Source organism: Streptomyces fulvoviolaceus, assembly GCF_000718165.1.
Taxonomy (GTDB): Bacteria; Actinomycetota; Actinomycetes; order Streptomycetales; family Streptomycetaceae; genus Streptomyces; species Streptomyces fulvoviolaceus.
In genome coordinates this window covers 31,401-43,984 of record NZ_JOEY01000063.1, presented here as the reverse complement: position 1 = coordinate 43,984, position 12,584 = coordinate 31,401, and the positions used below count along the sequence as shown (strand labels likewise).

The window sequence follows — 12,584 nt, the reverse complement described above, 5'->3', positions numbered from 1 at the left end:
CTCGTACAGTGCCTGGATCAGTACGTTCGGCACACCGCTCAGCCCGAAGCCGCCCGCCGCGAGCGACGCGCCGTCCGGCACATCGGCCACGGCCTCCAGAGCCGTGGCGACCACCTTGTCCATCACCCGGCCGCCAGAACCGAGGGGTGCTGTGCCAGGGGTGTGACCTCGACGCTCATGTAGGGAAAGAGCGGGAGGTTCCACAGGAGCAGGTGCAGCGCCTCGTTGTCGGCGACATCGAAGACGCTGATGTTGGCGTACTGCCCGACGCACCGCCAGATGTGCGCCCACTCACCGGACTTCTGCAGTTCCTGGCAGTAGGCCTTCTCGCGGGCCACCAGGTCCGCGCGGACCTCGGGGTCAAGGTCGCGCGGAATGTCGACGTCCATGCGTACCGCGAACAGCATCGCTCATCACGCCTTGTCGAGAACGAAGTCGTACGTGACCTCACGACCGTCGCCATCCGCCGCCGGGCCGGGGTCGAGAATCAGCTCGGGCTTCACGGCGGAGGCGATGTCGTCGGCGACGTGGCTGCCGCCCTTGAAGTACAGCTGGGTGGTGATGAGTTGGTGACCCGGCGCCGACGCCTTCAGGTGGAGGTGGGCAGGCCGCCAGGCGTGCCAGCCCGCCGCGGCGATGAGCCGGCCGCAGGAGCCGTCGGTGGGGATCTGGTAGGGCGCGGGCTCGATGGTGTGGATCCCGAAGTTGCCCCGGTCGTCGGCGACGACGGTGCCGCGCAGGTTCCACTCGGGCAGGTTGGGTGCGAACTGGGAGTAGTAGCCGTCGTTGTCGGCGTGCCAGATCTCCACCGTGGCGCCGGACAGCGGCGTGCCGTCCACGCTCCTCACCTGGCCCTGGAAGAGCAGCGCCGTGCCCTCCTCGCCGTCCCGCATCGGAAGGGTCGCCTCGGCGGCCAGGATCGGGGCGTCGGGGATGTAGTACGGGCCCTCGATCGTGCCCTTACTGCCCTCGCGGTTCTCGTTGGCGACCTCCTCCACGACGTGCTCCAGCCAGACGTCGAGGAAGAGCGGCCACTCGCCGTCCTCGCCGACCTGGATCAGCCAGGACTTGAGCACGTCGTACTCGGCGTACGTCACCTTGTGGCGGCGGATGATGTCGTGGGCGGCGGCGAGGAGTTCGGAGACCAGCGTGTCGACGCGCTTGGTGTCCACGTCGGCCGCCTGAGTCCGCTGCTTGCTGCGGAACTGCTCGGTGGCGGCGGTTCCGGATGCGGCGGCGGTGGCCTGCTCGGTGATGATGTCGCTCATTGTCTTTCCGTCCCTTGAAAGTGGGTCGACTGAAAGCGGGTCAGTGGTCCCGGCGGTAGCGGGCGAGTTTGTCGGGGTCGATGTCGATACCGAGTCCGGCGCCCTCACGCAGGCGCAGGGTGCCGTCCTCGATGGTCAGCGGCTCGGTGAGGAGGTCGTCGGTCATGTCGAGGAAGTTGGACAGTTCGCCGGCGTGGCGGGAAGCCGACCGATGGGCCGCTCCGAAGGTCACGGAGCACAACGTGCCGATCTGGCCGTCGATCTGATTGCCCATCACCACCTCGACACCCAGGCCCTCGCACTCGTGCAGCACGCGCTGGGAGGCGGTGAAGCCGGTGCGAGCGGTCTTGATGCTGATGGCCGTCGCGGAGCCGCCGAGCAGTTCACGGGTCACCTCGGCGGCGCGGGTGGCGCTCTCGTCGGCGATGAACGGGACGGAGCTCTGCGCGACCAGCCAGCGGCGGCCCAACACGTCGTCGGCGGGGCAGAGTTCCTCGGCGAAGGTCAGCCCGAGGTCGGCCATCTCGCGCAGGGCGCGCGCCGACTGGGACGCAGTCCAGCCACGGTTGCCGTCGATGTACAGCTCCACGTCCGGGCCCAGCGACTCCCGCAGCGCCCGGCAGGCGGCGACGTCGTCGCCGTAGGGCTGCCGTCCGACCTTCACCTTGAAGGTGGTGACGCCGTACGTGTCCCGGATCCGCTCCGCCTCGGCGACCATCTCCTCCGCCGGTGCGAAGCCGACCATGTGGCTCACCCGCATCCGGTCGGTGTAGCCGCCGAGCAGTCCGGAGACCGGCATGCCGGCGGCCTGACCGAGGATGTCCCACAGGGCCATGTCGATCGCGGCCTTGGCGGTCGGGTTGCCGACCGTGCGGTCCAGACGGGCGTGGACCGCCTCCCGCTCCAGGGCCGTCAACCCCAGAATCTGCGGCGCGAAGATCTTGTCGATCACCGCGACGATCGACTCCTGGGTCTCACCGTAGGTATACGGGCGGGGCGGCGCCTCGGCGGTGCCGACCAGGCCCTCGTCGGTGTGCACGCGTACCAGCACGTGGTCGGCTGTGTGCACCTCGCCGCTGGCGAATTTCAGCGGCTTCCGGTAGGGGATCGCGAACGGGATGGCATCGACTGCGGTGATTTTCACGGCGTTCCCCCTGTGAGCTCATGGGTTTCCTGGGTTTCCCGCTCAGTGGCCGCCAGGAATACGTCGTTCTGGTCGAGAACGCCCAGCAGATGGTTCAACAGCGGTGAATCGTCGTCGGCACGCCAGGCCAGAACCAGCGGGACGGAGAGCGCGTCCTCGATGTCCTTGCACAGCACGCCCTCGCGGGGCGCGGAGCGGATCGAGTCCGGCAGGACGGCGACGCCGAGCCCGGCGGCGACCAGGGCCAGCGCGGCGGAGGTCTCGGTGACCTCGTACGCGCGGTGCGGGTAGTAGCCGGAGGCGAGGCAGCTGCGGACCACGGCGTCGTTGACGACGGAGCCGAGCGTGGCGCCGTACATGATGAAGTCCTCGTGCCGCAGCTGCTCCATGCGTACGGAGTCCGCCTCGCCGAGCCAGTGCTCCTCGGGGACGGCCACGATCAGGGGCTCGTCGGCGATGGGGCGGTGGGCGATTCCCTCCTGTCGCACCGGCGGGCGCAGGACGCCGACGTCGAGGCGGCGCTCGATCAGCCCCGCTTCCTGGGCAGGCGTGAGCATCTCGGTGTGCACCTCCAGCATCACTTGTGGCATCTCGCGTTTCACCAGCCTTGCCAGTGCGGGCAGTTGTCGGTACGAGGCGGATCCCGTCAGGCCGACCCTGAGCACCCCCTCCGCTCCCGAGGCGAAGCGCCCGACCCTGGCGACCGCGTCGTCGACGGCCTTGAGGATGCGCTCCACGTCGGTGCGGAACACCTCGCCGGCGCCGGTCAGGGCGACCTGCCGGGTGGTGCGGGTGAACAGCTCCACGCCCAGTTCCGTCTCCAGGCGGCGGATCGCCTGGGAGAGCGGGGGCTGGGCCATGTGCAGGTTTTCCGCGGCCTTTCCGAAATGACGCGTCTCGGCGACGGCTGCGAAATACCGAAGGTGCCTGAGTTCCATCGGGCTGCCCCTCTCCTGTTTCGGGGCCCTCGAATGCGCCTCAGCGTAGGGAGCGAACCCCATACCCCACAAATATCTGGTTGAAGGGTATTGAGATGCCTGCGATATCAATACCCCCCTGGGTCAACCCTGGGGAAATGTCTGGGGCCGAGTCTTCATCCCGCTGTCATGGTGCTGAAAAGCAATGGCAACGAGGCCTGCCGGCCAGGCGGCCTGGTCGAGGCGAAAGGGACGGGATCATGGCCGACGACTTCAGTCGTGCACGGACCATCCTCGAAGACGCCCTCGTGGAGGACGCGGACAGCGGTGTGTACCGGGTCCGGCGCAGCGTCTTCACCGACGAGGAACTCTTCGAACTGGAGATGAAGCACATCTTCGAGGGGAACTGGGTCTATCTCGCGCACGAGAGCCAGATCCCCGAGGTCGGGGACTACTTCACCACGTACATCGGCCGCCAGCCCGTCGTCATCTCCCGCGACAAGCAGGGCGAGCTGCACTGCCTGATCAACGCGTGCAGCCACCGCGGCGCGATGCTCTGCCGCCGGAAGACCGACAACCGCACCACCTTCACCTGCCCGTTCCACGGCTGGACGTTCAACAACAGCGGCAAGCTGCTGAAGGTCAAGGACCCGCGCGAGGCCGGCTATCCCGAGCAGTTCAACAAGGACGGCTCGCACAACCTGACCAAGGTCGCCCGCTTCGAGAACTACCGCGGCTTCCTCTTCGGCAGCCTCAACCCGGACGTCAAGCCCCTCACCGAGCACCTGGGCGACGCGGCCGTCGTCATCGACATGATCGTCGACCAGTCCCCGGAGGGCCTGGAGGTGCTGCGCGGCTCGTCGACGTACCACTTCGACGGCAACTGGAAGCTGCAGACGGAGAACGGTGCCGACGGCTACCACGTCTCCGCCACCCACTGGAACTACGCGGCCACCCAGGCCCGCCGTACGTCCGGCGAGTCGAAGAACGACACCAAGACCATGGACGCGGGCGGCTGGTCCAAGCAGCAGGGCGGCTTCTACTCCTTCGACCACGGTCACCTGCTGCTGTGGACCAAGTGGCTCGACCCCGCCAACCGGCCCCTTGCAGAGAAGCGCGACGAGCTCGTGGAGCAGTTCGGCGCGGAGAAGGCCGACTGGATGATCGGCGTCTCCCGCAATCTGTGTCTCTACCCCAACGTCTACCTGATGGACCAGTTCAGCTCGCAGATCCGGCACTTCAGGCCCATCTCCGTCGACAAGACCGAGGTGACCATCTACTGCATCGCCCCCAAGGGCGAGTCGGCCGAGGCGCGCGCCACCCGCATCCGGCAGTACGAGGACTTCTTCAACGCCACCGGCATGGCCACCCCGGACGACCTGGAGGAGTTCCGCTCCTGCCAGAAGACCTACCTGGCCGGCGCCGCCCCCTGGAACGACCTCAGCCGCGGCGCGGTGCACCAGATCGCCGGACCGGACGAGGACGCCAAGAAGATCGGCATCAACCCGATCGCGAGCGGGGTGCGCACCGAGGACGAGGGCCTCTTCCCCATCCAGCACGGCTACTGGCTGCAGACCATGTACAAGGCCGTGGAGGTGGCGAAGTGACGACAGCGACCGAGATCAGCCTGGAGTCGGTACGTCAGTTCCTCTACCGCGAGTCGCGCTACCTCGACGACCGCGAGTTCGAGAAGTGGCTGGAGTGCTACCACCCGGACGCCGAGTACTGGATGCCGGCCTGGGCCGACGACGACGGGCTCACCCGCGACCCGCAACGTGAGATCTCACTGATCTACTACCCCAGCCGGGCGGGCCTGGAGGACCGGATCTTCCGCATCCGCACCGACCGCTCCAGCGCGACGAGCCTCCCCGAGCCGCGCACCGGCCACAACATCACCAACGTCGAGATCACCGGCCAGGACGGCGACTCGGTGGACGTGCGCTTCAACTGGTTCACGCTCTACTACCGCTACCAGACGGTCGACACGTACTTCGGCACGTCCTTCTACCGGCTCGACGTCTCCGGGTCCGACCCGCTGATCACCAGCAAGAAAGTCGTCCTGAAGAACGACTACGTGCACCACGTGGTCGACATCTACCACGTCTGAAATGAGCACTCCCATGTCCTTCCAGGTCGCCCTGAACTTCGAGGACGGCATCACCCGGTTCGTCGAGTGCCGTCCGGACGAGACCGTCGCCGAGGCCTCGTACAAGGCCCGCATCAACATCCCCCTCGACTGCCGAGACGGTGCCTGCGGCACCTGCAAGTCGCTGTGCGAGTCCGGCCGTTACGACGGCGGCGACTACATCGACGAGGCGCTGACCGACGACGAGGCGGCGGACGGCTACTGCCTGCCCTGCCAGATGACCCCGCACAGCGACCTCGTCCTGCGCATCCCCTCCTCCTCGGCCGCCGCGAAGACCGCCGCGGCCACCCACACCGCCACCCTCGTCGACATCACGCGGCACTCCGCCAGCACTGTGGAGTTCGCACTCGACGTCGACGACCGGGACGCGCTGGACTTCCTGCCCGGCCAGTACGTCAACGTCACCGTCCCCGGCACGGACCAGAGCCGCTCGTACTCCTTCAGCTCCGGCCCCGCGCAGGGACAGGCGTCGTTCCTGGTGCGTCTCACCGAGGGCGGGGCGATGTCCGGCTATCTCGCCGAGCGCGCCCGGGTCGGCGACCGGGTCGAGTTCACCGGTCCGATGGGCAGTTTCTATCTGCGCGAACTCACCCGCCCCGCCCTGCTGTTGGCGGGCGGCACCGGCCTCGCGCCACTGCTGTCGATGCTGGAGCGGATGGCGCAGGAGCGGCTCACGCACCCGGTGCACCTGCTCTACGGCGTCACCACCGACCAGGACCTCGTGCACCTGGACACCCTGGGGGACTACGCCGAGGTCATTCCGGGATTCACCTTCGACCACTGCGTGGCCGCCCCTGACAGCACCGCCCGCAACAAGGGGTTCGTCACCGGACTGATCGACTCCTCGACGCTGTACGACGGCGACGTGGATGTCTATCTCTGCGGGCCGCCCGCCATGGTCGAGGGGGTGCGCAGCCACATCTCGTCCCTCGGGATCACCCCGACGAGCTTCCACTACGAGAAGTTCACGCCGGCCGCCGTACGACAGACGGCGGAGGCGGCATGAGCGCGAGCACCATCCACACCGACCGGTTCGCCGGCAAGACGGTCGTGGTCACCGGGGCAGCCCAGGGCATAGGCCTCGCCGTCGCCCGCCGCCTGGCCGCCGAATCCGCCCAGCTGACCCTCGTGGACCGGTCCGAGCTGGTCCACGAGGCGGCCTCCGAACTGGGCGCGCACTCCGTCACCGCCGACCTGGAGGCCTACGCCGGGGCGGAGGAGGCGATCGCCGCCGCGCTGGAGCACCACGGCCGGATCGACGTCCTGGTCAACAACGTGGGCGGAGCGATCAACTTCAAGCCGTTCACCGAGTTCTCCGCCCAGGAGATCGAGGCGGAGATCACCCGCTCGCTCCTGACGACGCTGTGGTCCTGCCGTGCGGCGCTGCCGACGATGACAGAGCAGGGACACGGCGTGATCGTCAACGTGTCCTCGTGCGCGACCCGCGGCGTCCACCGCATCCCGTACTCCGCGGCCAAGGGCGGCATCAACGCGCTCACCGCCTCGCTCGCCTTCGAATGCGCCGACGTCGGCATCCGTGTGGTCGCCACCGCGCCGGGCGGGACCGAGGCGCCCCCGCGCCGGATCTCCCGGGGCACGCCGTCGCCGCGGACCGCGCGGGAGAAGGACTGGTACCAGGCCCACATCGACCAGACCCTCTCCTCCAGCCTGCTGAAGCGGTACGGCACGCTCGACGAGCAGGCCGCCGCGATCTGCTTCCTCGCCTCCGACGAGGCCTCCTACATCACCGGCACGGTCCTGCCCGTCGCCGGCGGCGACCTCGGCTGACCGCTCAACTCCCGCTCTCCCCGCATCCCTTGATGCAGATCACCTCTTCATCCCCACATGCTGCTGCCCGGCTTCCTCCCCCCTTTGCGGCCGGGCAGCGGAGACAGGCCCATCCGCTCCCACGAACATGGGGTCACCACAATGAACACAGAGCAGCACAGAACCGCCGACCCACGGCACCGCGCCACCCTGCGCTGGATCGTCGCCATCGCCACCGCCGCCCTCGTCTTCGACGGCTACGACCTGGTCGTCTACGGCACTGTCGTCCCCGTCCTGCTGCGGGATCCGAGCCAGATCGGCACCCTCACCGTGGGCCAGGCCGGAGCCCTCGGGTCGTACGCGCTCGTCGGCGTCATGGTCGGTGCCCTGACCGCCGGCGCGGTCGGGGACCACATCGGGCGGCGCCGCGTCATGCTGACGGGCATCGTGTGGTTCTCGATCGCCATGGGGCTGAGCGCGTTCGCCACCGACATCACCGTCTTCGGCGCCCTGCGCTTCCTCACCGGGATCGGGGTGGGAGCGCTGGTGGCCACCGTCGGTGCCCTGATCGCCGAGTTCGCCCCGCCCCATCGCCGCAACGTGTACAACGCGATCGTCTACAGCGGTGTCCCCGCCGGTGGTGTCCTCGCGGCCCTGCTGGCGCTGCTCGCCTCCGACGGCGACGGCTGGCGCATGCTGTTCCTGTTCGGTGCCGCCCCCCTCGTCCTCCTCCTGCCGCTCGCCCTGTTGCGGCTGCCCGAGTCGCCCAAGTGGCTGCTCGCCCGCGGACACGCCGTGCGGGCCCGTGAGGTCTCCGAGCGCACGGGCGTTCCCCTGCCCGACACGACACCGAGTGAGGCGGAACCTCGTGCGGTGGAGGAGAAGACCAAGGTCGGCTTCGCCGCACTCGCCACCCGCCGCTACGCCCTGCCCACGCTCCTCCTCGGCCTGATGAGCAGCTCGGGCCTGCTGCTCACCTACGCCCTCAACACCTGGTTGCCCGAGATCATGGGACAGAGCGGCTTCGGCAAGTCGTACGCCCTGCTCTTCCTGCTCACCCTCAACGGCGGTGCCATCGTCGGCGGCCTCCTCGCCTCGCGGTCCGCCGACCGGCTCGGCCCGAAACGTGTGATCGCGACGACGTTCGTGCTGGCAGCCGCCGCCCTGAGCCTGCTCACTCTGGGGGTGCCGCTCGGGGTCCTGCTGGCCCTGGTCGCGGTCGCCGGTGTGGGCACCATCGGCACCCAGGTCCTGATCTACGGCTTCGTGTCCCACTACTACGACACCGTGGCCCGTGCGGCAGGCGTCGCCTGGTGCGCCGGTTTCGGCCGGCTCGGCGGGATCGGCGGCCCCCTCGTCGGCGGGGCGCTCATCAGCGCCGGGTTCTCCCCGCGCCACGCCTTCTACATCTTCGCCGGAGTGGCCGTCCTCGGCGCACTCGTGACCTGCTTCGTCCCGCGCCGGGCCACCGAGTCTGCCGCCGTCCCGGATGCGTCCGTACCCGGCCCGCTGACCAGCGGTGGTGCTAGCGTTCTGGCACATGATTGACCGTCCTGAGCTGCAGCGAAGCCTGATCGGGCGGGTCGGCGAGGTCGCCGCGCTGACCCGCACGGTCGATGCCGCCCGCTCCGGACACCCCGCGCTGCTGCTGGTCGAGGGTCCGGCGGGCATCGGCAAGACGGCGCTCGTCGAGCACGTCCTCCACGAGCACCCGGCACGTGTCGATCAGGTGCCGCCTCGCATCCTTCGGACCGCCGGGGTGTCCTGGGAGTCGGGCCTGCCGCTCGGGATCGCGCAACAGCTCGTACGAGCCCTGGGAACCGCCCCTGAGCTGCCCGATCCGGCATCGCCGCAGGCGGTACTGGACACCGGCCGTCTCCTCCACCGCCAGTGGGCGGCCCGGCAGGAGCGGGAACCCGTGGTCGTGGTCGTCGACGACGCCCACTGGGCCGACGTGGAGAGCCTGCGGGCCGTGCGGTCCGCGGTGCGCAGGATGTCGGACGAGAAGGTGCTCGTCGTCCTGATCGCGCGGGACGAGCCATACGAGCTGTACGAGGTGAGAAGCGCACACGAGGACCTGCCCCTGCCGGTCCTGCGGACCCTGGAGTTCCTCGACGGCTGCCAGGACGACGCCGTACGGCCGGGCCCACTGACTCCCCAGGACGTCAGGGTCCTCGCCCGTGAGGCCCACGGACTCACCCTGGACCTGCCGGCCGCCCGCCACCTGTGCCGCCACACACGGGGCAACCCCCGCCACCTCAGCCAGCTGCTGCGCGAGCTGCCCCGCGAGACCTGGCAGGACTGGCGCCCCGAACTGCCCGCGCCCGCCCGCTACACCTCGGCCATTCACCACCGGCTCACCCGGTGCGGTGAGAGTGCCCGGCACCTGGTGGAGGCCTGTTCCGTCCTCGGGGACGACACCTCACTCGCCGAAGCCGCCGAACTGGCCGGAGTCGACAACCCCCTGCCCGCCGTGGACGAGGCACGAGCGGCCGGCCTGCTGACCGCGACCATCGACCCCGGGCACGCCCAGCTGACCTTCACCCACCCCCTCGCCCGCGCCGCCGTCCTCACCGGCATCGATCTGACCCGGCGTGCCGGACTCCATCGGCGCGCGGCGGAGATCACCGAGGACCGCGGACGCCGGCTGACCCACCGGGTGGCCGCCACCACCACGACGGACGACACGCTCGCCGACGAACTCGACCGGTACGCCGCCGAGCGGGCCTTTGCGGGGGAGTGGTCCACCGTGGCCGACACCCTGGTGCGGGCCGGCCGGCTGAGCAGCGCACGCGCCCTGCGCGAGGACCGGTTGCTGCGTGCCGTCGACGCCATGGTCGGCGCCGGGGACGTGCCCCAGGCGGCGGCGTTCGCCGCGGAACTGGAGAGTTTCCCGGCCTCCACCCAGCGGGACGCGGTCCTCGGCTATCTGGCGATCACGCGCGGACGGCCCGCGGAGGCAGAGACCTTCCTGACCGACGCCTGGGAGCGATGCGACCCGGGGCGCCATCCCGACCTGATGGCGAGGATCTGCCAGCGGCGCGTGCTGCACGCCCTGGGCCGCTTCGACGGGCGCGACCTGGTCACCTGGGCCCGCCGGGCCGTCGAGCTGGCCGACCCCGACGACCCCTCGGCGATCGAGTCGGAGGCCGTGCTCGGCCTCGGCCTGGCCACCCTGGGCCGCCCCGAGGAGTCCCTGGCCGCGTACGAGGCGGCCGCCGCCAAACTGCCCGGCGGCGCCCAGCCGCAGCGCTTCCAGCTCGGCCGCGGCTGGGTCGACCTCGCCCTGGACGCCCCGGAAGCCGCCCGCCGTCGCCTCGAAGCGGCCGTCCCCACCGGCTACCGCATGGGCTCCACCCGCATCTCCCTGTGGGCGCAGGGCTGGCTGGCCCGCACTCAGTTCGCGCTGGGCGCGTGGGACGAGGCTCTGGAGACCGTGCAGCGCGCCGCCGCCCGCCTCGCCGAGTCCCGCATCGAGCTGTGCCGCCCGCTGGTGCACTGGACCGCGGCCCAGATCCACGCCCTGCGCGGCGACTGGGAGGCGGCCGACCGCCATGTGGGCGAGGCCGCCGCCGACCTCCACCACTACGAGGTCATGCTGATCCCGGCCTGTCTGGCCCGCGCTCAGGTCGCCGAAGCCCGCGGCGACTACGAGAGGGCCGTCGAGGCGCTGTCCCCGGTGGTCCAGCTCACCGTCCGGGCATCGATCGACGAACCCGGGTTCTGGCCGTGGCCGGACGTCTACGCCAACGCCCTGGTGATGACCGGCCGCCTCGAGGAGGCCGACAGCTTCCTCACCCCGCACGAGGAGCTGGCTGCCCGCCGCGGCCTCTGCTCCCCGATGGCCCGCCTCGGCCTGGCCCGCGGCCGACTCACCGCGGCACGCGGCGACATCGACACCGCCCGCAAGGAGTTCGAGCAGGCCCTCGCACACCTCGAACACCTGCCCCTGCCGTACGACCGCGCCCGGGTCAACTTCGCCTACGGCCAGACCCTGCGGCGCGCCGGCAAGCGCCGTGAGGCCGACACCGTCCTCAGGAACGCCCGCGACGCCTACCTCACCCTCGGCGCCCGCACCTACGTGGCGCGCTGCGACCGTGAACTCCAGGCAGGCGGCCTGCACACCAGCCGCACACCGCCGGGCCTGTCCAAGCTCACCCCGCAGGAGCAGGCCGTGGCCCGGCTGGTGGCCGCCGGGGCGACCAACCAGCAGGCGGCACTGGAACTGTTCATCTCCGTCAAGACCGTCCAGTACCACCTGACCCACGTCTACGCCAAGCTCGGCATCCGCTCCCGCAGCGAACTCGCCGCGCGGTTCAGGGAGATGCCGGATCCCGAGTGACCGGCCCGTCGGCGGCCCGGCCGACGACCGCCGGTTCCGGGGCGGCGGGCGGGTCGTCGAGGAAGTCGGCGGTGGGGACGTGGAACAGGGTGCCGGTGACCGCGGTGGAGAAGTCGAGCAGTCGGTCGTGGCTGCCCGGCGGATCGCCGATGAACATGTTCTCCAGCATGCGCTCGATGACCGACGGACTGCTGGTGTAGCCGATGAAGTAGGTGCCGAACTCGCCCCGCCCGGGCGCGCCGAAGGGCATGTTGTCGCGCAGGATCTGCCGCTCCGTGCCGTCCGGGTCGGTGATGTTGGTGAGCGCGACGTGCGAGTCGGCGGGCTTGAGGTCGTCGGGCAGTTCGATGTCGGAGAGCTTGCGGCGGCCGACCGCCCGTTCCTGGGCCTCGACCGGCAGGGCGTTCCAGGCGGGCAGGTCGTGCAGGTACTTCTGCACGACGACGTAGCTGCCGCCGGTGAAGGCCGGGTCCTGGTCCGGATCGGCGGCACCGATCACGACGGCGGCGTTCGAGGCGGATCCGGTGGGGTTCTCGGTCCCGTCGACGAAGCCGAGCAGGTCGCGTTCGTCGAAGTACTTGAAACCGGACACCTCGTCGTGGACGGTGACCGCTCCGCGCAGCCGGTCCATCAGCTGCGTGGCCAGCTCGAAGCACAGGTCCGGCTGCCCGGCCTTGATGTGGAAGAGCAGGTCGCCCGGGGTGGCGGGCGCGGTGTGCCGCGCGCCGGCCACTTCCCGGAAGGGATGCAGCTCGGCCGGCCTGGGCCCGGCGAACAGCCGGTCCCAGGCATCGGAGCCGATGCCGGTGACGCAGGTCAGCGCCCCTTCCGGGACCCGGAAACCGACCGCGCGCACCAGACCGGCGAGGTCGCTCAGCAGCTCCCGTACGACCTGCTCCCCGCCGCGATCGACGGTCACGACCAGGAAGACGGCGGAACTGGTGAGTGGGCTCAGTACCGCCTGCGGGACGGGCTGCGGCTCGGGCACGAACACTCCTGG

12 protein-coding genes are annotated in these 12,584 nt (G+C 70.1%); 6 read left to right on the top strand and 6 right to left on the bottom strand.

Annotation, left to right across the window (positions count from 1 at the left end; all coding sequences use genetic code 11):
• From IG08_RS59555 to IG08_RS0145690, 5 genes are all read right to left on the bottom strand, one after another.
• On the bottom strand, positions 1-123 hold a 123-nt coding region (locus tag IG08_RS59555), incomplete at its 3' end, for a CoA-transferase (RefSeq protein WP_275937270.1).
• Positions 123-407: a muconolactone Delta-isomerase gene (catC, locus tag IG08_RS0145705; protein ID WP_030618162.1), complete on the bottom strand. Its 285-nt coding sequence runs from the start codon at positions 405-407 to the stop codon at positions 123-125. The genes catC and IG08_RS59555, both read right to left, overlap by 1 nt.
• Positions 408-413: 6 nt before the next feature.
• On the bottom strand, positions 414-1,268 hold the full coding sequence (catA, locus tag IG08_RS0145700) for a catechol 1,2-dioxygenase (protein ID WP_030618159.1): 855 nt from the start codon (positions 1,266-1,268) through the stop codon (positions 414-416).
• A gap of 40 nt (positions 1,269-1,308) precedes the next feature.
• On the bottom strand, positions 1,309-2,412 hold the full coding sequence (locus IG08_RS0145695) for a mandelate racemase/muconate lactonizing enzyme family protein (RefSeq protein ID WP_030618157.1): 1,104 nt from the start codon (positions 2,410-2,412) through the stop codon (positions 1,309-1,311).
• A complete protein-coding gene (locus tag IG08_RS0145690; RefSeq protein ID WP_052425168.1) occupies positions 2,409-3,350 on the bottom strand; it encodes a LysR substrate-binding domain-containing protein in 942 nt (313 codons plus the stop codon). Before IG08_RS0145690 ends, IG08_RS0145695 begins: the two co-directional genes overlap by 4 nt.
• A 239-nt stretch (positions 3,351-3,589) precedes the next feature.
• Between IG08_RS0145690 and benA the strand changes: the two genes are divergently transcribed.
• The 6 genes from benA to IG08_RS0145660 all read left to right on the top strand — a co-directional run bounded on the left by benA (position 3,590) and on the right by IG08_RS0145660 (position 11,584).
• Entirely contained in the window at positions 3,590-4,936 is a 1,347-nt protein-coding gene (gene benA / locus IG08_RS0145685; protein WP_030618151.1) for a benzoate 1,2-dioxygenase large subunit, read from the top strand.
• The gene (gene benB, locus IG08_RS0145680) at positions 4,933-5,436 is read left to right on the top strand and encodes a benzoate 1,2-dioxygenase small subunit (protein WP_030618148.1); all 504 of its coding nucleotides are present in this window, start codon (positions 4,933-4,935) and stop codon (positions 5,434-5,436) included. Before benA ends, benB begins: the two co-directional genes overlap by 4 nt.
• Before the next feature lies 1 nt (position 5,437).
• The gene (gene benC / locus IG08_RS0145675) at positions 5,438-6,481 is read left to right on the top strand and encodes a benzoate 1,2-dioxygenase electron transfer component BenC (protein ID WP_063757836.1); all 1,044 of its coding nucleotides are present in this window, start codon (positions 5,438-5,440) and stop codon (positions 6,479-6,481) included.
• Positions 6,478-7,263: a benzoate diol dehydrogenase BenD gene (gene benD, locus IG08_RS0145670; RefSeq protein ID WP_030618142.1), complete on the top strand. Its 786-nt coding sequence runs from the start codon at positions 6,478-6,480 to the stop codon at positions 7,261-7,263. Before benC ends, benD begins: the two co-directional genes overlap by 4 nt.
• A gap of 141 nt (positions 7,264-7,404) precedes the next feature.
• Positions 7,405-8,790: an MFS transporter gene (locus tag IG08_RS0145665; RefSeq protein WP_030618139.1), complete on the top strand. Its 1,386-nt coding sequence runs from the start codon at positions 7,405-7,407 to the stop codon at positions 8,788-8,790.
• Positions 8,783-11,584, top strand: coding sequence for a helix-turn-helix transcriptional regulator (locus tag IG08_RS0145660; RefSeq protein WP_030618136.1), 2,802 nt, complete (start codon positions 8,783-8,785; stop codon positions 11,582-11,584). The genes IG08_RS0145665 and IG08_RS0145660 overlap by 8 nt, the downstream gene beginning before the upstream one ends.
• Here the strand turns inward: IG08_RS0145660 and IG08_RS0145655 are convergent.
• Positions 11,559-12,572 carry a Dyp-type peroxidase gene (locus IG08_RS0145655; protein ID WP_078655996.1) on the bottom strand — a complete coding sequence of 338 codons (1,014 nt, stop codon included), beginning with the start codon at positions 12,570-12,572 and terminating at the stop codon, positions 11,559-11,561. The two genes, IG08_RS0145660 and IG08_RS0145655, sit on opposite strands and share 26 nt — an antisense overlap.
• Positions 12,573-12,584 lie beyond the last annotated feature (12 nt).

Excerpts from the sequence above, each read along its gene's own strand:
- IG08_RS0145660 (WP_030618136.1), top strand. The coding sequence starts at position 8,783 with ATGATTGACCGTCCTGAGCTGCAGCGAAGCCTGATCGGGCGGGTCGGC.
- IG08_RS0145690 (WP_052425168.1), bottom strand. The coding sequence starts at position 3,350 with ATGGAACTCAGGCACCTTCGGTATTTCGCAGCCGTCGCCGAGACGCGT.
- benC (WP_063757836.1), top strand. The coding sequence starts at position 5,438 with ATGAGCACTCCCATGTCCTTCCAGGTCGCCCTGAACTTCGAGGACGGC.
- benD (WP_030618142.1), top strand. The coding sequence starts at position 6,478 with ATGAGCGCGAGCACCATCCACACCGACCGGTTCGCCGGCAAGACGGTC.
- catC (WP_030618162.1), bottom strand. The coding sequence starts at position 407 with ATGCTGTTCGCGGTACGCATGGACGTCGACATTCCGCGCGACCTTGAC.
- benA (WP_030618151.1), top strand. The coding sequence starts at position 3,590 with ATGGCCGACGACTTCAGTCGTGCACGGACCATCCTCGAAGACGCCCTC.
- catA (WP_030618159.1), bottom strand. The coding sequence starts at position 1,268 with ATGAGCGACATCATCACCGAGCAGGCCACCGCCGCCGCATCCGGAACC.
- IG08_RS0145665 (WP_030618139.1), top strand. The coding sequence starts at position 7,405 with ATGAACACAGAGCAGCACAGAACCGCCGACCCACGGCACCGCGCCACC.